This window comes from Micromonospora sp. GCM10011541 (genome assembly GCF_042650725.1).
GTDB classification, from domain to species: domain Bacteria; phylum Actinomycetota; class Actinomycetes; order Mycobacteriales; family Micromonosporaceae; genus Micromonospora; species Micromonospora sicca.
On record NZ_JBHSBP010000104.1, the window covers coordinates 98,175 to 117,856 of the forward strand.

The following is a 19,682-nucleotide window of genomic DNA, read 5'->3' on the forward strand; positions in this document are numbered from 1 at the left end:
GCGTCCCGCGCGGGCCGCGCGGGGAGGTCGTGGGTGCGGTGAGTCAGAGACCGCGGGTGGGCGCGGCCGGGCGCGGGCCGCCGGTGCCCGCCACCTCGAGGAGGTACGGGTTGCTCGCGCGCTCGCGGCCGATGGTGGTCGCGGGGCCGTGGCCGGGCAGGACGACCGTGTCGTCGGCCAGCGGGAGGACCTTCTCCCGCAGGCTGGACAGCATCCGGGGCATGCTGCCGCCCGGCAGGTCGGTGCGGCCGATCGAGCCGGCGAACAGCACGTCACCGGAGAGGCAGATCTGTTCGGCCTCCCAGGGCGAGCCGGCGCCGGGCATCCGGAACAGCACCGACCCGCCGGTATGGCCGGGGGCCTGGTCGACGGTGATCTCCAACCCGGCGAGGGCCAGGGTCGCGCCGTCGATCAGCTCGGCCACGTCGTCCGGTTCGGCGTACGGCAGCCGGCCACCGAAGAGCTGGGTAACGTCCATCGACAGCGCCTTCGACGGGTCGGCCAGCAGCTCGCGGTCGTCCGGGTGGACGTACGCGGGGATGCCGCGCGCGCCGCAGACCGGCGCCACCGAGAAGGTGTGATCGAGGTGGCCGTGCGTGAGCAGCACGGCGACCGGGTGCAGGCGGTGCTCGGCGAGCAGGGCGTCGAGCCGGTCGAGCACCCCGATGCCGGGGTCGACCACCACGCACTGCTCCCCCGGCGCGGTCGCCACCACATAGCAGTTGGTGCCGAAGGCGTCCGCGGGAAAGCCGGCCACGAGCACGTCCGCTCCCCTTCCGTCGAGTCGTCGTCTCCGTCCAGCAGCCTAGTCGGCCGGGCGAGCGCATTGTTCCGACCCAGCGGTCCCACCCGTCCCGGTTGGCACAGTGACATCTTCCGATAAACCGTGGCCGGACCTCGTACACCACTTTCCCAGCGGCTACCCGTACACTCTGGCGGGCGTGTGGCGTGGCGCACTGCCGCCGGACGGGCGGACGACGCCCGGGCGCCGGCGACGACCAGGGCAGAGGAAGGGGAGCACGGGTGGCTTCCAGCAGGGACCGGCAGCGCAAACTGGCGCGGGCCAAGCTCGACCGGCAGCTCGCCCGGCGGGCCGCGGCCGCGAGGCGCCGCCGGCAGATCCAGGCCGGCGTGGGCGCCGCCGTGGTGCTCGCGCTGATCGTGGTCGGCTCGGCCTGGGCGCTGGGCGCGTTCGACTCCGAGCCGGAGAAGAAGGCCGCCGAGGACGTCTGCGTGTGGACCCCGCAGGACGCCGGCGCCAACACGAACCTCAAGGACGTCGGCACCCCGGCCACCACCGGCCTGCCGACCTCCGGCACCCGGGCGATGACGATCACCACGAACCAGGGCGGCCCGATCACCGCCGAGCTCGACCTGGCGTCCGCGCCGTGCGCCGGGGCGAGCATCGCCCACCTGGCCGGCAAGTCGTTCTACGACAACACCAAGTGCCACGAGATCACCACCGAGGGCGCGCTGCGCTGCGGCGACCCGAGCGGCAGCGGCATCGGCGGCCCGGCGTACTCGTTCTACGACGAGAACGTGCCCACCCCGGCACCGAGTGCGTCCGGCAAGCCCGCCGCCGGGCAGCCCCCGGCGTACCCGAAGGGCACGGTCGCCATGATCGCGAACCCGCCGGGCAGCAACGGCAGCCAGTTCCTGGTCTTCTTCAAGGACTTCAACCCGGCCAAGCCGGTCTACCCGGTCATCGGCAGGGTCACCGCCGGCCTCGACGTGGTGGAGAAGATCGGCGCCCTGCCGACCGTGGACAATGGGAGCGGGGCCAAGGTCAAGCCGAAGACCGACGTGGTGATCCAGAGCCTGACGGTCGGCGAGCCGACCACGGCACCGGCCGCCACCGGCGCGCCCACGGCCGGCCCCAGCGCCGGCTGACCCGGCCGCCCACCCACCGCAGCGGCTTCGTCCGCGCCCGAGAAGTTTCGAAGGAGTGACCGTGACGTCCACGAGAGAGCGGCAGCGCGCGGCGGCGCGGGCCCGACTCGAGCGGGAGATGGCCGAGCGCGCGGCCCGCGCCCGCAAGCGCCGGCAGACGCAGGCGATCGTCGGGGCCGGTGCGGTCCTGCTGCTCGTGGTCGCCGGCACCGTCTGGCTGGCCACCACCCTCGGTGGCGACGACGACAAGAAGCAGACCGCCACGTCGGCGGGTGCCGCCCAGTGCGCCTACACCGAGGTCCCCAAGGAGGGGCGCACCAAGCAGATCAAGGACGTCGGCCTGCCCGGTGCCCAGCAGCAGAACACCGGCACCCAGACCATGACGATCGACACCAACCTGGGGCCGATCACCGCGAAGATCGACCGGGCGGCCGTGCCGTGCACCGCGGGCAGCTTCACCCACCTGGCCAGCAAGGGCTTCTTCGACAACACCAAGTGCCACCGCCTGGTCACCGAGGGCATCAAGGTGCTGCAGTGCGGCGACCCGAGCGCCACCGGCAAGGGCTGGCGGGAGACCGACGGCACCGGCGGCCCGAGCTACAACCTGGCCGAGGAGAACCTGCCGACCGACAAGCGCCCGCCGTACCCGGAGGGCGTCATCGCGATGGCCAACTCCGGCCAGCCGGGCAGCACCGGCAGCCAGTTCTTCATCGTGTACGGCGACTCGCAGCTCGACCCGAACTACACGGTGCTGGGCACCATCACCGGCGGCATGGACGTGGTCAAGCAGGTCGCGGCGGCCGGTGACGACAAGGCCTTCGCGCAGCAGGCCGGCGGCGGCCACCCCAAGAAGGAGATCGTCATCAACAAGCTGGCGATGAGCGGCATCCAGGGCTGACCGCCCCGTACGACGACGAAGCGCCCGCCGGCCGCAGCCGGCGGGCGCTTCCGCGTCCGTGCCTCAGGCGCCCGAGGTGACCCGGTACGCGTCGAAGACGCCGTCGACCTTCCGCACCGCGGCCAGCAGGTGGCCCAGGTGCTTCGGGTCGGCCATCTCGAAGCTGAACCGGCTCACCGCCACCCGGTCCCGGGTGGTGGTGACGGTGGCGGAGAGAATGTTCACCCGCTCCTCCGACAGCACCCGGGTGACGTCGGCCAGCAGCTTGTGCCGGTCCAGCGCCTCGACCTGGATGGCGACGAGGAAGGTGGAGGCGGAGGTGAGCTTCCAGCTGACCTCGACCACCCGTTCGCTCTGCGCCCGCAGGTCCTCGGCGTTGGCGCAGTCGTCCCGGTGCACGCTCACCCCACCGGAGCGGGTGACGAAGCCGAAGACCGCGTCCGGCGGCACCGGGGTGCAGCAGCGGGCCAGCTTGATCCAGACGTCGCTGACGCCCCGGACCACGACGCCCGGGTCGCTGCTGCTCTGCCGGCTGCGCGGCGGCCGGGTGGCGACGGCGGTCTCGGCGATGTCCTCCGCCGCGCCCTCCTCGCCGCCGTAGGTGGCCATCAGCTTCTGCACGACCGACTGGGCGGAGACCTGGCTGTCGCCGACCGCCGCGTAGAGCGAGGCGACGTCGGCCAGGTGCAGGTCCCGGGCGATCGCCATCAGCGCGTCGGAGGTGAGCATCCGCTGCAACGGCATGCCCTGCTTGCGCATCGCCTTGACGATCGAGTCCTTGCCGGCCTCGATCGCCTCCTCGCGCCGCTCCTTGTTGAAGTACTGGCGGATCTTGGTGCGGGCGCGTGGGCTCTTGACGAAGCCGAGCCAGTCCTGCGTCGGGCCGGCCGTGTCGGACTTCGAGGTGAAGATCTCGATCACGTCGCCGTTGGAGAGCGTCGACTCCAGCGGCACCAGCTTCCCGTTGACCCGGGCGCCGATGCACTTGTGCCCGACCTCGGTGTGCACCGCGTACGCGAAGTCCACCGGCGTCGACCCGGTCGGGAGCGGGATGACGTCACCCTTCGGGGTGAAGACGTACACCTCCTGGCTGGACAGGTCGAAGCGGAGCGCGTCGAGGAACTCGCTCGGGTCGGCCGCCTCCCGCTGCCAGTCCAGCAGCTGACGCAGCCAGGTCATCTCGTCGATGTGCGCCGGCGGGCCGACGATCTGGGTGCCCTTGTGCTCCTTGTACTTCCAGTGCGCGGCGATGCCGAACTCGGCGGTGCGGTGCATGGCGTACGTGCGGATCTGCATCTCCACCGGCTTGCCGGTGGGCCCGATGACCGTCGTGTGCAACGACTGGTACATGTTGAACTTGGGCATCGCGATGTAGTCCTTGAACCGGCCCGGCACCGGCTGCCAGTTGGCGTGGATGACGCCCAGCGCCGCGTAGCAGTCCCGCACCGTGTCGACCAGGATCCGCACCCCGACCAGGTCGTAGATGTCGTTGAAGTCGCGACCCCGCACGATCATCTTCTGGTAGATCGAGTAGAGGTGCTTCGGCCGGCCGGTGGTCTCCGCCTTGATCTTGGCGGCCTTGAGGTCGGTCGACACCTTCTGGGTCACCTGGCGCAGCAGCGCCTCCCGCTGCGGCTGGTGCTCCCCGATCAGGCGGTTGATCTCCTCGTACCGCTTCGGGAACAGGGTGCCGAAGGCGAGGTCCTCCAGCTCCCACTTGATGGTGTTCATACCCAGGCGGTGGGCCAGGGGAGCCAGGATCTCCAGCGTCTCCTTCGCCTTCTGCTCCTGCTTGGGGCGGGGCAGGAAGGTGAGGGTACGCATGTTGTGCAGCCGGTCGGCGAGCTTGATCACCAACACCCGCGGGTCCTTGGCCATCGCCACGACCATCTTGCGGATCGTCTCCGCCTTGGCGGCGTCACCCAGCTTGACCTTGTCCAGCTTCGTCACGCCGTCGACCAGGAGGGTCACCTCCGGGCCGAAGTCCGCCCGCATCTGGTCGAGGGTGTACTCGGTGTCCTCGATGGTGTCGTGCAGCAGCGCGGCGACCAGGGTGGTGGTGTCCATGCCCAGGTTGGCCAGGATGGTCGCCACGGCCAAGGGGTGCGTGATGTACGGGTCACCGGACTTGCGGTACTGACCGGAGTGCCAGCGCGCCGCCGTGTCGAACGCCCGCTGGAGCAGCCGGGCGTCGGCCTTGGGGTGGTTCTCCCGGTGGGTGGAGATCAGCGGTTCGAGCACCTCGCTGACCTGCGAGGTCTGCCAGGGCGCGTTGAACCGGGCCAGCCGGGCGCGAACCCGCCGGCCGGTCGGCGCGTTGGACAGCGCGAAGCCACCGGTCGGCGCGGGATCGGTCGAGCCATCGGTCGGGAACGGCACCACGACGGCGCCGCCGGGCGACGTGCCGTCGGCCGTGCCGGCGTCGGGGGCGACGCCGTTGCCAGAGCCCGTCACCCGGGCCGGCGGGTTGCCGCTCCGCTCGGTCACCGAGCCGTCCGCGTCGCCTGTCGGGTGCACCGTGCCCTCCACCGGAGGGACGACATCGTGGGACACCGGCCTCCTCACCGCTCGCCGGGGTGCGCCGGCCGTACGGCCGACGTTCGTATCAACCGGCTGTGGGGCCGGTGTTGTTCCGCGCCGGCCGCGACCGGCGGTCCTTCCGCCACCGGACGGTCGCCCGCCCGGTCAGCAAAGGGCAATGCTACCCGCACGCAGGGTGCCCCGCCGCTCCGCCGGACGGTCCCCGCGGGCTCCGCCCGACGGGCGTGGCATCAAACGGTCAGCAGGGCATGGACCGGGCGCGGGGCCAGCCGCTCCCGGCCCTTGAGGAAGGCCAGCTCCAGCAGCACGGTGAAACCGGCGACCGTGCCGCCGGCCCGCTCCACCAGGTCGAGGGTGGCCTCGGCGGTGCCGCCGGTGGCGAGCACATCGTCGACGACCAGCACCCGGTGGCCGGCGGTGAAGGCGTCCTGGTGCACCTCCAGGGTCGCCTCGCCGTATTCCAGGTCGTAGGAGGCCGAGTACGCCGGACGGGGCAGCTTGCCGGCCTTGCGGACCGGCACCACACCCACCCCGGTCGCGTACGCGATGGCGGCGGCGATGACGAAGCCGCGCGCCTCGATGCCGACCACCGCGTCGAACGAGTCACGCCCGTGGTACGCGACGATCCCGTCGATCACCTCGCGGAACACGGCACCGTCGGCGAAGAGGGGCATCAGGTCCTTGAACATGACGCCGGGCTTCGGGAAGTCCGGCACGTCCAGTACCCGGCTGGCCACCAGCCGGGCCACCTCCGGGCCGCTGTCTCCCCGTACCCCGGTGCTGTGGGTCTCCGTCACGGTTGTCCCGCTTCCCTTCCGACGACGACGGCGTCCGCCATGCTGCTCGCACAGCATGGCGGACGCCGTCAGGTCGATCGCTACCGGGTCCGGTGGACCGGTCAGCGGCGCTTGGCGCCGCCCGGACGGTTGCCCCCGCCGCCGGGACGACCGCCCCGGGCACCGGTCGGACGCTTGGCGGCCGGTCGGGCGCCCACCTTCGGCGCCGAGCCGGCCAGCGCCGCCGCCTCCTGGTCGATGGCCGGCTCGCCGGCCTCGGCGGACCGCGGCGCGCCCTTCGGGGTCACCTCGCCCCGGGCGATGGCGCCCCGGCGGGCCAGCACCCGCTTGCTGTGCGCGCTGATCCGCGGGTCCTGGTTCTTCAGGAGCACCAGCAGCGGGGTGGCCAGCAGGATCGAGGTCAGGAACGCCACCGCCATACCGACGAAGAGCACCAGACCGAGGTCCTTCAGCGTGCCCGCGCCCAGCAGGCCGGCGCCGATGAAGAGCAGGCCGCCGACCGGGAGCAGGGCGACCACCGAGGTGTTCAGCGATCGCATCAGGCTCTGGTTCAGCGCCAGGTTCGACGCCTCGCCGTAGGTCAGGTTGTTGTTCGCGGTGATGCCCCGGGTGTTCTCCTGGACCTTGTCGAAGACCACCACCACGTCGTAGAGCGCGAAGCCCAGGATGGTGAGGAAGCCGATGATCGTCGACGGCGTGACCTCGAAGCCGACCAGCGAGTAGATGCCGGCGGTGAGGATCAGGTTCATGAACAGCGAGCTGATCGCGGCGACGGCCATCCGCCACTCGAAGCGCAGGATCAGGTAGATCGCCACCACCGCGAGGAAGATGAGCAGGCCGAGCAACGCACGTTCGGTCACCTGGCCACCGAACGACGCGCTGACCTGGTTCGCGCCGACCTGCTCGAACTTGAGCCCGAACTTCTGGGCGATCTCGGTCTTCACCTCGTTCGACTGCGTAGGCGTCAGCTCCGAGGTGCGCATCTCGTACGAGTCGCGGCTGGTGCCGCCGACCTTCTGCGCGGTGGCCACCTCGGCGCCGCCACCCTTGGTCCGCAGCACGTCGTTCACCTGCTGCTCGGCCTCGTCCAGGGTGCCGACGCTGGCCGGCACCTGGAGCGAGGTGCCGCCGGCGAACTCGATGCCGAGGCTGAAGCCGCGCACGGCGAAGCTGAGCACCGCGAGCAGCACCAGCGCGGCGGCGACGCCGAACCACAGCTTGCGCCGGCCGACGATGTTGAGATCGGCCTCGCCCCGGTAGAGCCGGGACGCCAGACCACTCTTAGCCATCTCAGGCCTCCTTGACGCGCGGGTTACGGGCGGTGCCCTGCTCGGTCGAACGGGCCGGCAGGGCCCGGCCGAGGCCGCTGACCCGCGGGGACAGGAACGCCCGGCTCCGGGCGAACATCGTCATGATCGGGTGACGGAAGAGGAAGACGACCACCAGGTCGAGCACGGTCGCCAGGCCTAGGGCGAAGGCGAAGCCCTTCACCGTGCCGACCGAGACGATGTAGAGCACCACGGCGGACATCAGGGTGATGGAGTTCGCCGAGATGATTGTCCGGCGGGCCCGGATCCAGGCGCGTGGCACCGCGCTGCGCGGGCTGCGTCCCTCGCGGATCTCGTCCTTGAGGCGCTCGAAGTAGATGACGAACGAGTCCGCCGCCACGCCGAGCGAGACGATCATGCCGGCGATGCCGGCGAGGGTGAGGGTGAATCCGATCGACCGGCCGAGCACCACCAGGGCGCCGAAGACCAGCAGCGCGGAGAGCACCAGGCTCAGGAAGATCACCGAGCCGAGCAGCCGGTAGTAGAAGAACGAGTAGATGATGACCAGCAGCATGCCGATGCCGGCGGCGAGCAGACCGGCCCGCAGCTGGCTCTCGCCCAGTGTGGCCGTCACGTTCTGCTTCTCCTGCTGCACGAAGGTCACCGGCAGGGCGCCGTAGCGCAACTGGCTGGCCAGCGCGTTGGCCGTCTTGTTGTCGAAGCTGCCGGTGATCTGCGAGTCACCGGTGAGCACGCCCTGGATCTCGGGGGAGGAGACGATCTGGTTGTCCAGGACCACCGCCACCCGGCACTTGCCGTCCTGACCGAGTGCGGTCTGGTCGCAGGCCTGGCCCTCGTTGTTGAACGCCTCGCGGGTCAGGTTGGTCCAGTGCTCCTGCCCCTTGCCCGTGAAGTTCAGGCTGACCACCCAGGCGCTGGTCTGGTCGAGCTGGGCGGAGGCGTCCTTGACGTCGGTGCCGACCACCTTCGCCACGTCGAGCAGGTACTTCGCGCCCGACTCGCAGGCGACGGCCCGCTGCTTCTCGTCCTTGATCGACGCCGGTGGCCGCTTGTCGAGCTGGGCGCAGGTGATGGTCGGGACGTTGAACTGCATGTCCACCGGCAGCACCGCGATCTCCTGTGGGGAGAGCGTGCCGAACGGCTTGAGCTTCTCGGCCAGTGACGGATCGGCGGAGACGTCGGCCGGGGCCTTCAGGCCGGTGGCGGCGGCCCAGGCGGCCGGCCCGACCTTCTGCTCGACGGCCTTGCGCTGCTGCTCGACGCTCTGCGGCACCGGCGCGGCGGTGGCGCTCGGCGACGGCGCGGCGGCGCTCGGCGAGGCCGACGGCGTCGGGGCGGCCACGCTGGCGCTCGGCGTCGGAGCCATGCCGCCCTGCCCGCCGGCACTCGGCGAGGCGGTGACCTTCGGGGCGCTCGCCGACGGCTGCGGCGAGGCGCTGCCCGAGGGCTTCGGCGTCGCGCTGCCGGTCGGGGCGGGGGTGGCGGTGGGGGGCGGCGCCGGGGCGGCGGTCGCGCCGCTGCCGTCGGTCGCCTTGAGCACCTTGCGGAACCGCAGCTCGGCGGCGCTGCCGACGTCGGTCAGGTCCCGGTTCACACCGGGCAGGGAGATGACGATGTTCCGGTTGCCCTCGGTGACCACCTCGGCCTCGGCCACGCCGTAGCCGTTGACCCGGTTCTCGATGATCTGGCGCGCCTCCTCGAGGTTCTCGGCCGTCGGAGGCTTGCCGTCCACGCTGTTGGTGGCCTCGAGCGCCACCCGGGTGCCGCCGATCAGGTCCTGGCCGAGCCGCGGCTCCAGCCGGTCCTTCCAGCCACCACTGGCGCCGCCCGAGAAGAACACCAAAAGATAGAGGACGACGAAGATGAGCCCGAGAACGGCTAGTTGCCGCCCGGGGCGCATCTGTCCCTGAGGTGGTGCCACGGCTGTCCTGTCTCCCTGTACGGTCGCGCCGCCTGCGCAGCGGCGACGAAAGTCGGGCCGGGGGTGTCCGGCCGACTGCTCTGGCGGGTCGACGCCGCCGGTCGACACGCCTCCGGGTCACGACGCGGCGGCGTCGGGGGGAGTTCCGCGTGTCGGCGTCGGGCGCCGACCCAACTATCCACTTGTCGGGATGAATCCGCTGCCCCGTCGGGGCGATCGGTCACTCCTTGACGGCGTCGGCTTCCTCGGCCACCGGCTCGGTCGCCTCGGGGCGCTCGGCCCGGGTGGTCACCCGCGCGATGGCCGGCCGGGCGTACCGGGTCTGGACGCCCGGGGCGACCTCGAGCAGGACGATGTCGTCGTCCACCTCGGTGACCGTGCCATAGAGGCCGCCGATGGTCACCACCTCGTCGCCCGGGCCGAGCTGGGACTGCATCTGCTCGGCCTCGCGGCGCCGCTTCTGCTGGGGGCGGATCATCATGAAGTACATGACGCCGAAGAGCAGGGCGATCATCAGGATCGGCGTCAGACCGCCGGCTCCTCCACCACCCGCTGCAAGGTAAAGCACGGTTGTCGACCTTCCCATTGGCCTCCGACCAGCACGAGGGGTGCCGGAGCGGAGGCGGAATCTCACGTCCTGTACAGACCGCGGCGAAGTCTAATCCCTGCACCTGAGAACACCGAATGCGGCACAGATCACGTTCGGATCACGGCTCTTCCGGCGGTGCGGAGAAGAGATCGGGCACGGTAGGGGCATCCGTGCCAAATGTACCATTGGGCGGTGTACGCCCCAGATGGTGCCAGGCCGCCTCGGTCGCCACCCGGCCCCGCGGCGTACGCGCCAGCAGCCCGGCCCGGACCAGGAACGGCTCGCAGACCTCCTCGACGGTGTCCGGCTGCTCCCCCACCGCCACCGCGAGGGTGGACAGCCCGACGGGGCCGCCCCGGAACGAGTCGACCAGCGCGGTCAGCACCGCCCGGTCCAGCCGGTCCAGGCCCAGCGCGTCGACGTCGTACACGGTCAGGGCTGCCCGGGCGGTCTCCAGGCTGACCACGCCGTCGGCCCGGACCTCGGCGAAGTCCCGCACCCGGCGCAGCAGCCGGTTGGCGATCCGCGGGGTGCCCCGGGACCGGCCCGCGATCTCGGCCGCGCCCTCCTCCGTGATCGGCACGCCGAGGATCCGCGCCGAGCGGCGCAGCAGCACCTCCAGGTCGGCCGGGGCGTAGAAGTCGAGGTGGGCGACGAATCCGAAACGGTCCCGCATCGGCCCGGTGAGCAGGCCGGACCGGGTGGTCGCGCCGACCAGGGTGAACGGCTCCACGTCGAGCGGGATGGCGGTGGCCCCCGGGCCCTTGCCGACCACCACGTCGACCCGGAAGTCCTCCATCGCGCTGTAGAGCAGCTCCTCGGCCGGCTTGGCAATCCGGTGGATTTCGTCGATGAAGAGCACGTCGCCCTCGGCGAGGCTGGTCAGGATGGCCGCCAGGTCGCCGGAGCGCTCGATCGCCGGGCCGCTGGTCACCCGGAGGCCCGAGCCCAGCTCGGCCGCGACGATATTGGCCAACGTCGTTTTCCCGAGGCCAGGCGGCCCGGAGAGGAGAATGTGGTCTGGCGGGGAGCCGCGCCGCATCGCGCCCTGGAGCAGCAGGTCGAGCTGGTCGCGGACCCGGTGCTGGGCGATGAACTCGTCGAGCCGCTTCGGCCGGACGCTCGCCTCCGCGTCGAGTTCGGCGTCGCTGACGTACGCCGAGACCAGGTTCTCCCCGGTCATGAGGGTTCCTTCATTCGCGACTGCGGGGCTCGCAAACCCGGCTCACTCCTCGCGCTCATCACCGCGTCCGGCCCAGGAGGCGGATGGCCTGCTTGAGCAGGATCGGCACCGGCGGGGTCTGCCCGTCGACTGTCTCGGCGACCGTCGCCACCGCCTGCTCGGCCTGGGCGCTGGACCAGCCGAGCCCGACGAGCGCCTGGCGGACCTGCTCGGGCCAGGCGCCGCCGGTCACCCCGGCCGCGCCGTCGACGCCGACCGGCACCGGGCCGATCCGGTCCCGCAGCTCGAGGACCAGCCGCTCGGCGCCCTTCTTGCCGATGCCCGGCACCCGGGTCAGCGCGGCGGTGTCGGCGTTGGCGATGGCCTTGCGGACCGCGTCCGGGGTGTGCACGGCGAGCACCGCCTGGGCCAGCCGGGGGCCGACGCCGCTGGCGGTCTGCAGCAGCTCGAAGAGCTGCTTGGCGTCGTCGTCGGGGAAGCCGTACAGAGTGAGCGAGTCCTCCCGGACGACCAGGCTGGTGGCGAGCCGGGCCGGCTGGCCGACCCGCAGCTCGGCGAGGGTGCCGGGGGCGCACTGCACCGCCAGGCCGATCCCGCCGACCTCCACCACCGCATGGTCCGGACCGGTTGCGGTCACCGTGCCGCGCACGCTGGCGATCATCGCGCTCCTCCTCGTCGGGCCCGCTCGGCCGCGGCGGCCAGCTTGGACCGGGTGCCGCCGCGCCACACGTGGCAGATGGCCAGGGCCAGGGCGTCGGCGGCGTCGGCCGGCTTCGGCGGCTCGGGCAGCCGCAGCAGCCGGGTCACCATCGCGGTCATCTGTGCCTTGTCGGCCTGACCGGAACCGGTCACCGCCGCCTTGACCTCGCTCGGGGTGTACGTCTGCACGGGCAGCCCGGCGCGTGCCCCGGCGAGCACGGCGATCCCGCTGGCCTGCGCGGTGCCCATCACGGTGCGGACGTTGTGCTGGCTGAACACCCGCTCGACGGCGACCGCGTCCGGCCGGTGCTCGGCGACCAGGTCGGTCAGCGACCGGTCCAGGTGCAGCAGGCGCAGCGGCAGCTCGTCGCCCGGGTCGGTGTAGACGACGTAGTAGGCGACCAGCGCGCAGGGCCGGCCCGGCACCCCCTCGACCACGCCGACCCCGCACCGGGTCAGCCCCGGGTCGACGCCGAGCACCCGCACGCCGCCTCCTCCCCCAGCCGCCAGCAGTACGTGTGTTCGACACCCTACTGGTCGGCTCGCGCCGGCACCCGGCGGGACACGCCGGCCCCCGTCGGCCGACGGCACCGCCGCGGTCACCGCTACAGCCGGGCGTGGTCGATCTCGATGGCGACGGAGACGACGTCCCCGTGGTCCTTCCCGGCGCGGATCCGTGCCGGCACCGCCAGCAGCCAGCCCGCCGTCCGGTCGCGCCAGACGCTGGTCGACCAGGTGCGGGCGTCCACGGTGGCGGTCACCGGCACGCGGCCGAACGGACCGGCGGTGGGTGGCGCGTACTCGTCGGGCACCGGGGCGAAGACCCAGCCGCCGGGACCCGGCCAGCGGACCAGCGTCGCCTCGAAGGCCACCGGCGCTCCCTCGCCGGAGCCGCCGCCCGGACGCGAGACTGTCGACATCTGCACGCTCCGTCCGGTCGGGGCCGACCGGGTGGATGGTCGGCGCGGTGACGTCCCGCCGCCGACTGTGCCACGCCGGTCGGACACTCCCGTCCGCCCGCCGGGTCGTCCCCCGGCCCGTCCGGGCCCGCGGCGTCTCCCCACTCCCACACAGAACGACGGTGGAGTATGTGCCGCCGCCCCATGTGCCACCGGCCACACAGCTCGTAACTTCTTGCGCCATGACGGCAGAACCCGTGGCGGTCCCCCACGTCGTACGCGTCGACCTCTCCGGTCGTAGCGCCCTGGTGACCGGTGGTGGCAGCGGCATCGGCCGGGCCTGCGCGCTGCGCCTGGCGGCGGCCGGCGCGAGCGTGCTGGTGGTGGACCGCAACGTGGAGGCGGCCAAGGCGGTGGCCGCCGAGGCGGGGGGTCGGGCCGAGGGGATCGACCTGGCCGACGCGGCGGCGGTGGACCGGCTCGACGCCGACGTGGACATCGTGGTCAACAACGCCGGGCTGCAGCACGTCGCGCCGGTGCAGGACTTTCCCACCGAGCGCTTCGAGTACATCCAGCGGGTGATGGTGGAAGCGCCCTTCCTGCTCATCCGGCGGATGCTGCCGCACATGTACGCCAACGGCTGGGGCCGCATCGTCAACATCTCCTCGGTGCACGGGCTGCGCGCGTCGCCGTACAAGGCGGCGTACGTGTCCGCCAAGCACGCCCTGGAGGGGTTGTCGAAGGTGGTCGCGCTGGAGGGCGCCGCGCACGGGGTGACGGCCAACTGCATCAACCCGGCGTACGTCCGCACGCCGCTGGTGGAGAGCCAGATCGCCGACCAGGCCGCCAGCCACGGGATCGACGAGGACGAGGTGGTCGAGAAGATCATGCTGGCCCGGGCGGCGATCAAGCGGCTGATCGAGCCGGAGGAGGTGGCGGAGCTGGTGGCGTACCTGTGCTCCCCGCCGGCGGCCTTCATCACCGGCGCCTCGATCGCCCTCGACGGGGGCTGGACGGCCAACTAGTGGCGTCGCGCACAATGTCGCTCATGTCGTCGCCGGTCGAGTTCCTTGAGCTACTGGCCCGGGAGGCCGCCGCGGTCGAGTTCGAGGGGCCGCTGGTGGCCGCCCGGGCCGCCGGCCTGCCGGCCGAGCGGCTCGCCGAGCTGGAGCAGGCGAAGGTGGTGGCGCTGCGGGTCCGCGCGCTGCTGGAGCGCCGGCGCCGCCGGGAGATCGAGCTCTCCGGCCTGTACGACACGGCGAGCGACCTGGCCGGACTGCGCGACCTGGACGACGTGCTGCGGGCGATCGTGCATCGGGCGCGGATCCTGCTCGGCACCGACGTGGCGTACATGACGCTCAACGACGACGAGCGCGGCGACACGTACATGCGGGTCACCGACGGGTCGATCTCGGCGCGCTTCCAGCGGCTGCGCCTGGAGATGGGCGACGGGCTGGGTGGTCTGGTGGCGCAGACCGGCACGCCGTACGTCACCTCGAACTATCAGGAGGACGAACGGTTCAAGCACACCGGGGAGATCGACGGCGGGGTCGGCGAGGAGGGCCTGGTGGCCATCCTCGGCGTGCCGCTGCGGCTGGGCTCCAGTGTGATCGGCGTGCTGTACGCGGCGAACCGGTCGGCCCGACCGTTCGCCCGCGAGGAGGTGTCGCTGCTGGTGTCGCTCGCCGCCCACGCGGCGGTGGCGATCGACACCGCCCGGCTGCTCGCGGAGACCCGCTCGGCGTTGGCGGAGCTGTCCGCGGCGAACAGCACCATCCGGGCGCACAGCAGCTCGGTGGAGCGGGCCGCGGCGGCCCACGACCGGATGACCGCGCTGGTGCTGCGGGGCGGCGGGGTGGAGGACGTGGCGGCCGCGGTGACCGACGTGCTCGGCGGGGCGCTGCTGGCGCTGGACGCCGAGGGCCGTCAGCTCGCCCGGGTCGGGCAGATCGCCGAGCCGGACCGCGCCGACATGGTGGAGGCGGTGGCCGCGTCGCGTACCGAGGGGCGCAGCGTGCGCCGCGGCCCGCTCTGGTACGCCGCGGTGGTGGCCGGCGCGGAAAACCTGGGCGCGCTGGTGCTGCGCCCCGACGGCGAGCTGGTCGACGCGGACCAGCGGATCCTGGAGCGCGCCGCGCTGGTCACCGCGCTGCTGCTGCTGTTCCGCCGGACCGTCGCCGAGGCGGAGGGGCGGGTCCGGGGTGAGCTGCTCGACGACCTGATCGCCCGGCCGCTGCGCGACGCCGACGCGCTGCGCAGCCGGGCCCGCCGGCTCGGGGTGGACCTGGACGCCCCGCACGTGCTGGTCGCCGTTGGCGACGACGCGATCGCCGCGACCGGCTCCGCCCGGCAGCGGGTGCTCTCCTGGGCCACCACGTACGCCTCCACCCGGGGTGGGCTGGCGGCGGCGCGGGACGGCCGGGTGGTGCTGATGCTGCCCGGGCGGGACGCCGGGGGCAGCGCCCGGGCGGTGGCCCGGGACCTGTCCCGGGTGACCGGTCGCCCGGTGACCGCCGGCGCCAGCGGGCCGTCGGCCGGTCCGACGTCGCTGGCCACCACCTTCGCCGAGGCGGAGCGCTGCCTGACCGCGCTGGGCGCGCTGGGCCGCTCGGGGCAGGGGGCCAGCACGGCGGAGCTGGGCTTCGTCGGGCTGCTGCTGGGCGCGGTCGGCGACTCCGGCGATCGGGACGTGGCCCGCTTCCTCAGCACCACCGTGGGGCCGGTGGTGGACTACGACGCCCGGCGGGGCACCGCGCTGGTGAAGACGCTGGAGGCGTACTTCGGGGTGGGCGGCAGCCTGGCCCGGGCGGCGGAGCTGCTGCACGTGCACGTCAACACGGTGACCCAACGGTTGGAGCGGGTCGGGCAGCTGCTCGGCGCGGACTGGCAGAAGCCGGAGCGGGCCCTCGAGGTGCAGTTGGCGCTGCGCCTGCACCGCCTGCGTACGCCCGCCGGCTGACCCGGCCTGCGGCGACCGGGACCCGAACCACGCCGCAGGCCGGACCCGACCGCCATATCGCCGATGTGGGGTGAACCGTCGATGATCCACTCCAGGTCGGTGACCTGGCGGCATCCGGGGCCTTCGGACACCCCTACCTCGGCGATCTGGCAGATCTTGAGTCGCGCCCGGTCGGCCGAGTGGGTTCAGCGGGTCCGGATGCCGTCGAGGACGTTGTCCACGATGCGCTCGGGCAGGATCCGGTCGTCCAGCTCGGGATGCCAGCGCAGCAGCCGCTGGATCAGCATCGGCCCGGTGAGCAGCGCCATCGTCAGCTCGATGTCGAGGTCGGCGCGCAGCTCACCGGTGGCGACGCCGCGCCGGAGCACCTCGCGCATCAGCTTCCGCCGGGGCTCGATGATGTTCTGGTAGAGCTGGAAGTGGTCCGGGCTGCGGTTCACCTCGGGCACCAGGCAGGGCATGATCTTGGCGGCCCGGGGGTCGATGTTGTGCCCGACCGCGCCGACCAGCAGCACCAGGTCGTCCCGGACGGAGTGGCCGGCCGGCTGCGGCTGGATGCCCTTGAGCCGGCGTAGCGCGTCGATCAGCAGGGCGTCCTTGCCGGGCCAGCGCCGGTAGATGGTGGCCTTGCCGACCCCGGCGCGGGCGGCGATCGCCTCGATGGAGAGCGTCTCGATGCTGCTGCCCTCGGCGAGCAGGTCGAGGGTGGCCTCGATGATGGCTTCGTCCGCGCGGAGGCTCCGCGGTCGCCCGGGCGACCGCGGAGCATCGGCGGTGGAAGTCATGTCAGACATTGTCGCCCAGCCTAGGCGGTCCCGGCCAACTCCGGCTCGACGGCCGGTCGAGCCTCGGTCGGGCCGGCCGCCGGGCGACCCGGCATCCAGCGCAGCGCGATCAGGATGCCGAGCGCGGCCACCACCGCGGAGAGCCCGGCCGCCCAGTGCATCGCCGCGACGAACGAGTCGTTGGCCGACGCGATCAGCTTGGGCGCCGCCGGCCCGAGCTGGGCCGCCGCCGCGTACGCGCCGGAGATGGACTCGTCGGCGGCATCCCGGGCCGGGGCGGGCAGGCCGGCGAGCGCCGAGGCGATGTCCTCGCGGTAGACCGCGGAGAGCACCGAGCCGAGCACCGCGACCCCCAGCGCGCCGGCCACCTGCCGGACGGTGTTGCTGACCGCCGAGCCGACGCCGGCCTTCTCCCGGGGCAGCGCCGACATGATCGATTCGGTCGCCGGCGGCATGATGTTCGCCATGCCGGTGCCCTGGATGAAGGTCAGGACCAGGACCACCCAGATCGGCGTGACCTCGTCGACGAAGACGAACGCGCCGAGGGCCACCGCGGTCAGCACGAGGCCGACCACCGCGACCGCCCGACCGCCGAAGCGGCGGACCATCGCCGCGCTCTGCGGCGCGAAGAAGAGCTGCGCGGCGGCGAAGGGCAGGAAGAGCAGACCGGTCTCCAGCGGGCTGTAGCCCCGCACCAGCTGCAGGTAGAAGGCGTTGAAGAACATGACGCCCATGGCGGCGAAGAAGACCAGCCCGACCAGCGCCACCGGGGCGGCGAAGCGGGGCACCCGGAACAGCCGGACGTCCAGCGACGGGTGGGCGCTGCGCAGCTCGTGGGAGATGAACCAGCCCAGCACGGCCAGGCCGCCGACGATCGAGGCCCAGACCAGCGGCCGGTCGAAGCCGTGCTCGCCACCGTCGATGATGCCGTAGGTGAGCGCGACCAGGCCGACCACCGAGAGCAGCACGCCGAGCAGGTCGACCCGGCCCGGGTTGGGGTCGCGTGACTCGGGCACCAGGACGGCGACCAGCACTACGCCGATCACCACCACCGGCACGTTGATCAGGAAGACCGAACCCCACCAGTAGTGCTCCAGCAGGGCGCCGCCGAGGATCGGGCCGATCGCCACGGCGAGGCCGACCGCGCCGGCCCAGACGCCGATCGCCCGGCCACGCTCGCGCGGGTCGAAGACGTTGGAGATGATCGAGAGGGTGACCGGCATGATGGCCGCGCCGCCGACCCCCATCAGGGCGCGGGCGCCGATCAACTGCGCCGGGCTCTGCGCGTACGCCGACAGCAGCGAGGCGAGGCCGAACACGACCAGGCCGGCCACGAGGAAGCGCTTGCGGCCGGCCCGGTCGCCGAGCACCCCGAAGGTGAACAGCAGGCCGGCGAAGACCAGCGTGTAGGAGTTGATCGCCCATTCCAGCTCGCCCTGGCTGGCCCCGAGGCCGTGCACCGGGTCGGCGAGGGTGCGCAGCGCGACGTTGAGGATGGTGTTGTCGAGGACGACCACGAGGAGGCTGATCACCAGCACCCCGAGGATCGCCCACCTCCTCGGGTGTCCGGTGTTCTCGTGCGGTTCCATGTCCGGTTCTCCCCCCGGCTTCCCCCGCGTCGAAATACGATACGGGGCAGACTCGTAACGCTGCCGAGCCTAGGTGAAGGGGTTTCGATACGGAACCGGCTCGTATCGTTTGTGTCCCAGCTCACGGCGCCCACGTCGGCCGTGTTGGCCCGCCCGGCCGCCGGCACCCGGTGATTCCGCATGGTGTGCTCGAGTTCCCACTCGACCGGACCGCCGCCCGCGAGTGACGTCCCCGTCGCCTCCATCCAGCGACAGGGGCGGCGTCGACCCAGGGACCGGACGCCGCAGCGTCAGCGGGTCGTCCGCAACTGGCGCATCGAGTCGTTGAGCTGCCGCTTCATCCAGCGAGCAGCAGGCCGCTCGACGAAGCGGTGGATCAGCCACGCGGCAATGAGCAGGGCCGCAATCAGAGCGGTGACCAGCAGCCACGGCGACACGTGGTCCTGGAGCCGGTCGATGACGGCGAGCCCGACCGTCTGGTGGATGAGGTAGAGCGGGTAGGTCATCGCTCCGGCCGTCGCGACCCAGGGCCACTTCACCCAGGAGAAGAGATTTAGGGCGACCGCCGCCATCACCAGGACGAACGCCGTCACGATGACGACCGTCGGCACGAGGGAGACGTCGCGGGCCTCGGCGAGGGCGGGCAGCCGCGTGATCGCGATCAACCAGGAGAGGCCGACGATCGACCACAGCAGCAGGTTGGGGCCGAAACGGTAGATGAGGTAGAGGGCGATGCCCGCGATGAAGTAGCTGGAGTAGCCGGCCGCCACGACGTTGGTGAGCCCTGCGTTGCCGAACTTCGGCACGATCAGCGAGGCGATGGTCCAGATGGCGCAGAAGGCGACCACGCCGCGGTAGGTCAGGCCGCGCGCCACGAGGACGGCGAAGAGGATGTAGAAGATCATCTCGACGGTGAGCGTCCAGTACGACAGGTCGAGATGCCGGATGCCGAGGAACTCCTGCATCATCGTCAGGTTGCCCACCACTTCGCGGACCTTGAGGTCGACCCCCCTCGGCACGGCCACGAGCACGGCGGCAGCCGCCAGGACGGCGAACCAGTAGGCGGGGTAGAGCCGCACGACGCGGGAGACGAAGAAGTCACCGACGGAGCGGCCCCAGGCGCTCATACAGATGACGAAGCCGCTGATGACGAAGAAGAGCTGCACGCCGAGGAAGCCGTACTTGGCGATGGAGTGCAGCGGGCCGAATGTGGTCGCGGCGGAGGGCTCCCAGACGCCGATCTTGTCACCGACGAGGTGGTACGCGACGACCATGAGCGCCGCGCCGAGGCGCAGTCCGTCGAGGACCAGCAGGCGCGGCCGCCGCCCGACAGGTGCGCTCCCGGCGGCCGGCGTCTCCGCGGCGGTCTGCCGGGGCAGGTCCACGCGTTGGCTGGGCTGCACCGGCTCAGTCGGCTGCGCTGCGATTGCGCGCTCGTCCATCGCCTGCGTCATCGACGCCTCATAGTGTTCGCGGATGCGCTGCAGGGTCATAGTGAGCTGGATCCTAGTCGGGGCTGCCGTCCCCGCGGGTAACGACCCCCAGGCGGCTCCGTCGCTTACCGTAGTCGAGTGGCTGCAATCCGTTACATGGATGGCCGACCACGGTGGGGCTGGATGCGCCAGCCCCCAGCCCCACCGCCT

At 72.1% G+C, this 19,682-nt stretch carries 17 protein-coding genes; 4 read left to right on the plus strand and 13 right to left on the minus strand.

The window, feature by feature from the left end:
• Window positions 1–43: 43 nt before the first annotated feature.
• Window positions 44–763 carry an MBL fold metallo-hydrolase gene (locus ACFOYX_RS34845; protein WP_322440556.1) on the minus strand — a complete coding sequence of 240 codons (720 nt, stop codon included), beginning with the start codon at window positions 761–763 and terminating at the stop codon, window positions 44–46.
• Window positions 764–1,023: 260 nt separating this feature from the next.
• On the opposite strand from ACFOYX_RS34845, the gene ACFOYX_RS34850 reads away from it, so the two are divergent.
• Both ACFOYX_RS34850 and ACFOYX_RS34855 read left to right on the plus strand, forming a co-directional pair.
• The gene (locus ACFOYX_RS34850; protein ID WP_322440555.1) at window positions 1,024–1,890 is read left to right on the plus strand and encodes a peptidylprolyl isomerase; all 867 of its coding nucleotides are present in this window, start codon (window positions 1,024–1,026) and stop codon (window positions 1,888–1,890) included.
• A gap of 61 nt (window positions 1,891–1,951) precedes the next feature.
• Complete coding sequence (locus ACFOYX_RS34855) at window positions 1,952–2,788, plus strand: peptidylprolyl isomerase (RefSeq protein ID WP_322440554.1); 837 nt, start codon at window positions 1,952–1,954, stop codon at window positions 2,786–2,788.
• A 63-nt stretch (window positions 2,789–2,851) separates the two neighbouring features.
• On the opposite strand, the gene ACFOYX_RS34860 is transcribed toward ACFOYX_RS34855, so the two are convergent.
• The 9 genes from ACFOYX_RS34860 to ACFOYX_RS34900 all read right to left on the minus strand — a co-directional run bounded on the left by ACFOYX_RS34860 (window position 2,852) and on the right by ACFOYX_RS34900 (window position 12,727).
• Window positions 2,852–5,341 (minus strand): bifunctional (p)ppGpp synthetase/guanosine-3',5'-bis(diphosphate) 3'-pyrophosphohydrolase, encoded by a 2,490-nt coding sequence (locus ACFOYX_RS34860; protein WP_109804312.1) that lies wholly within the window; start codon window positions 5,339–5,341, stop codon window positions 2,852–2,854.
• 218 nt (window positions 5,342–5,559) lie between these two features.
• Window positions 5,560–6,126: an adenine phosphoribosyltransferase gene (locus tag ACFOYX_RS34865; RefSeq protein WP_322440553.1), complete on the minus strand. Its 567-nt coding sequence runs from the start codon at window positions 6,124–6,126 to the stop codon at window positions 5,560–5,562.
• A gap of 101 nt (window positions 6,127–6,227) precedes the next feature.
• Window positions 6,228–7,415, minus strand: a complete 1,188-nt coding sequence (gene secF / locus ACFOYX_RS34870; RefSeq protein ID WP_322440552.1) for a protein translocase subunit SecF — start codon at window positions 7,413–7,415, stop codon at window positions 6,228–6,230.
• 1 nt (window position 7,416) lies between these two features.
• Window positions 7,417–9,336, minus strand: a complete 1,920-nt coding sequence (gene secD, locus ACFOYX_RS34875; RefSeq protein WP_322440551.1) for a protein translocase subunit SecD — start codon at window positions 9,334–9,336, stop codon at window positions 7,417–7,419.
• A 220-nt stretch (window positions 9,337–9,556) separates the two neighbouring features.
• Window positions 9,557–9,850, minus strand: coding sequence for a preprotein translocase subunit YajC (gene yajC / locus ACFOYX_RS34880; protein WP_377534774.1), 294 nt, complete (start codon window positions 9,848–9,850; stop codon window positions 9,557–9,559).
• 193 nt (window positions 9,851–10,043) lie between these two features.
• A complete protein-coding gene (ruvB, locus tag ACFOYX_RS34885; RefSeq protein WP_322440550.1) occupies window positions 10,044–11,108 on the minus strand; it encodes a Holliday junction branch migration DNA helicase RuvB in 1,065 nt (354 codons plus the stop codon).
• 58 nt (window positions 11,109–11,166) lie between these two features.
• Window positions 11,167–11,769, minus strand: coding sequence for a Holliday junction branch migration protein RuvA (gene ruvA, locus ACFOYX_RS34890; protein WP_322440549.1), 603 nt, complete (start codon window positions 11,767–11,769; stop codon window positions 11,167–11,169).
• Window positions 11,766–12,293 carry a crossover junction endodeoxyribonuclease RuvC gene (gene ruvC, locus ACFOYX_RS34895; RefSeq protein WP_322440548.1) on the minus strand — a complete coding sequence of 176 codons (528 nt, stop codon included), beginning with the start codon at window positions 12,291–12,293 and terminating at the stop codon, window positions 11,766–11,768. The genes ruvA and ruvC overlap by 4 nt, the downstream gene beginning before the upstream one ends.
• Before the next feature lie 119 nt (window positions 12,294–12,412).
• A complete protein-coding gene (locus tag ACFOYX_RS34900; protein ID WP_322440547.1) occupies window positions 12,413–12,727 on the minus strand; it encodes a DUF1905 domain-containing protein in 315 nt (104 codons plus the stop codon).
• Window positions 12,728–12,948: 221 nt separating this feature from the next.
• Between ACFOYX_RS34900 and ACFOYX_RS34905 the strand changes: the two genes are divergently transcribed.
• Both ACFOYX_RS34905 and ACFOYX_RS34910 read left to right on the plus strand, forming a co-directional pair.
• The gene (locus tag ACFOYX_RS34905; RefSeq protein ID WP_109803166.1) at window positions 12,949–13,731 is read left to right on the plus strand and encodes a 3-hydroxybutyrate dehydrogenase; all 783 of its coding nucleotides are present in this window, start codon (window positions 12,949–12,951) and stop codon (window positions 13,729–13,731) included.
• A 14-nt stretch (window positions 13,732–13,745) separates the two neighbouring features.
• The gene (locus ACFOYX_RS34910) at window positions 13,746–15,665 is read left to right on the plus strand and encodes a helix-turn-helix domain-containing protein (RefSeq protein ID WP_322440546.1); all 1,920 of its coding nucleotides are present in this window, start codon (window positions 13,746–13,748) and stop codon (window positions 15,663–15,665) included.
• A gap of 185 nt (window positions 15,666–15,850) precedes the next feature.
• On the opposite strand, the gene ACFOYX_RS34915 is transcribed toward ACFOYX_RS34910, so the two are convergent.
• The 3 genes from ACFOYX_RS34915 to ACFOYX_RS34925 form a co-directional block, all read right to left on the minus strand.
• On the minus strand, window positions 15,851–16,459 hold the full coding sequence (locus tag ACFOYX_RS34915) for a TetR/AcrR family transcriptional regulator (RefSeq protein WP_377534776.1): 609 nt from the start codon (window positions 16,457–16,459) through the stop codon (window positions 15,851–15,853).
• A gap of 11 nt (window positions 16,460–16,470) precedes the next feature.
• Window positions 16,471–18,039, minus strand: a complete 1,569-nt coding sequence (locus ACFOYX_RS34920; RefSeq protein WP_322440544.1) for an MFS transporter — start codon at window positions 18,037–18,039, stop codon at window positions 16,471–16,473.
• A 290-nt stretch (window positions 18,040–18,329) separates the two neighbouring features.
• Window positions 18,330–19,532 (minus strand): acyltransferase, encoded by a 1,203-nt coding sequence (locus tag ACFOYX_RS34925; protein WP_322440543.1) that lies wholly within the window; start codon window positions 19,530–19,532, stop codon window positions 18,330–18,332.
• Window positions 19,533–19,682: the final 150 nt, after the last annotated feature.

What these genes read in the sequence shown, in the direction of transcription:
- yajC (WP_377534774.1), bottom strand. Translation starts at nt 9,850, where the DNA reads ATGATCGCCCTGCTCTTCGGCGTCATGTACTTCATGATGATCCGCCCC.
- ruvB (WP_322440550.1), bottom strand. Translation starts at nt 11,108, where the DNA reads ATGACCGGGGAGAACCTGGTCTCGGCGTACGTCAGCGACGCCGAACTC.
- ACFOYX_RS34920 (WP_322440544.1), bottom strand. Translation starts at nt 18,039, where the DNA reads ATGGAACCGCACGAGAACACCGGACACCCGAGGAGGTGGGCGATCCTC.
- ACFOYX_RS34905 (WP_109803166.1), top strand. Translation starts at nt 12,949, where the DNA reads ATGACGGCAGAACCCGTGGCGGTCCCCCACGTCGTACGCGTCGACCTC.
- ruvA (WP_322440549.1), bottom strand. Translation starts at nt 11,769, where the DNA reads ATGATCGCCAGCGTGCGCGGCACGGTGACCGCAACCGGTCCGGACCAT.
- ACFOYX_RS34910 (WP_322440546.1), top strand. Translation starts at nt 13,746, where the DNA reads ATGTCGCTCATGTCGTCGCCGGTCGAGTTCCTTGAGCTACTGGCCCGG.
- secF (WP_322440552.1), bottom strand. Translation starts at nt 7,415, where the DNA reads ATGGCTAAGAGTGGTCTGGCGTCCCGGCTCTACCGGGGCGAGGCCGAT.
- ACFOYX_RS34915 (WP_377534776.1), bottom strand. Translation starts at nt 16,459, where the DNA reads ATGTCTGACATGACTTCCACCGCCGATGCTCCGCGGTCGCCCGGGCGA.
- ACFOYX_RS34925 (WP_322440543.1), bottom strand. Translation starts at nt 19,532, where the DNA reads ATGACCCTGCAGCGCATCCGCGAACACTATGAGGCGTCGATGACGCAG.
- ACFOYX_RS34900 (WP_322440547.1), bottom strand. Translation starts at nt 12,727, where the DNA reads ATGTCGACAGTCTCGCGTCCGGGCGGCGGCTCCGGCGAGGGAGCGCCG.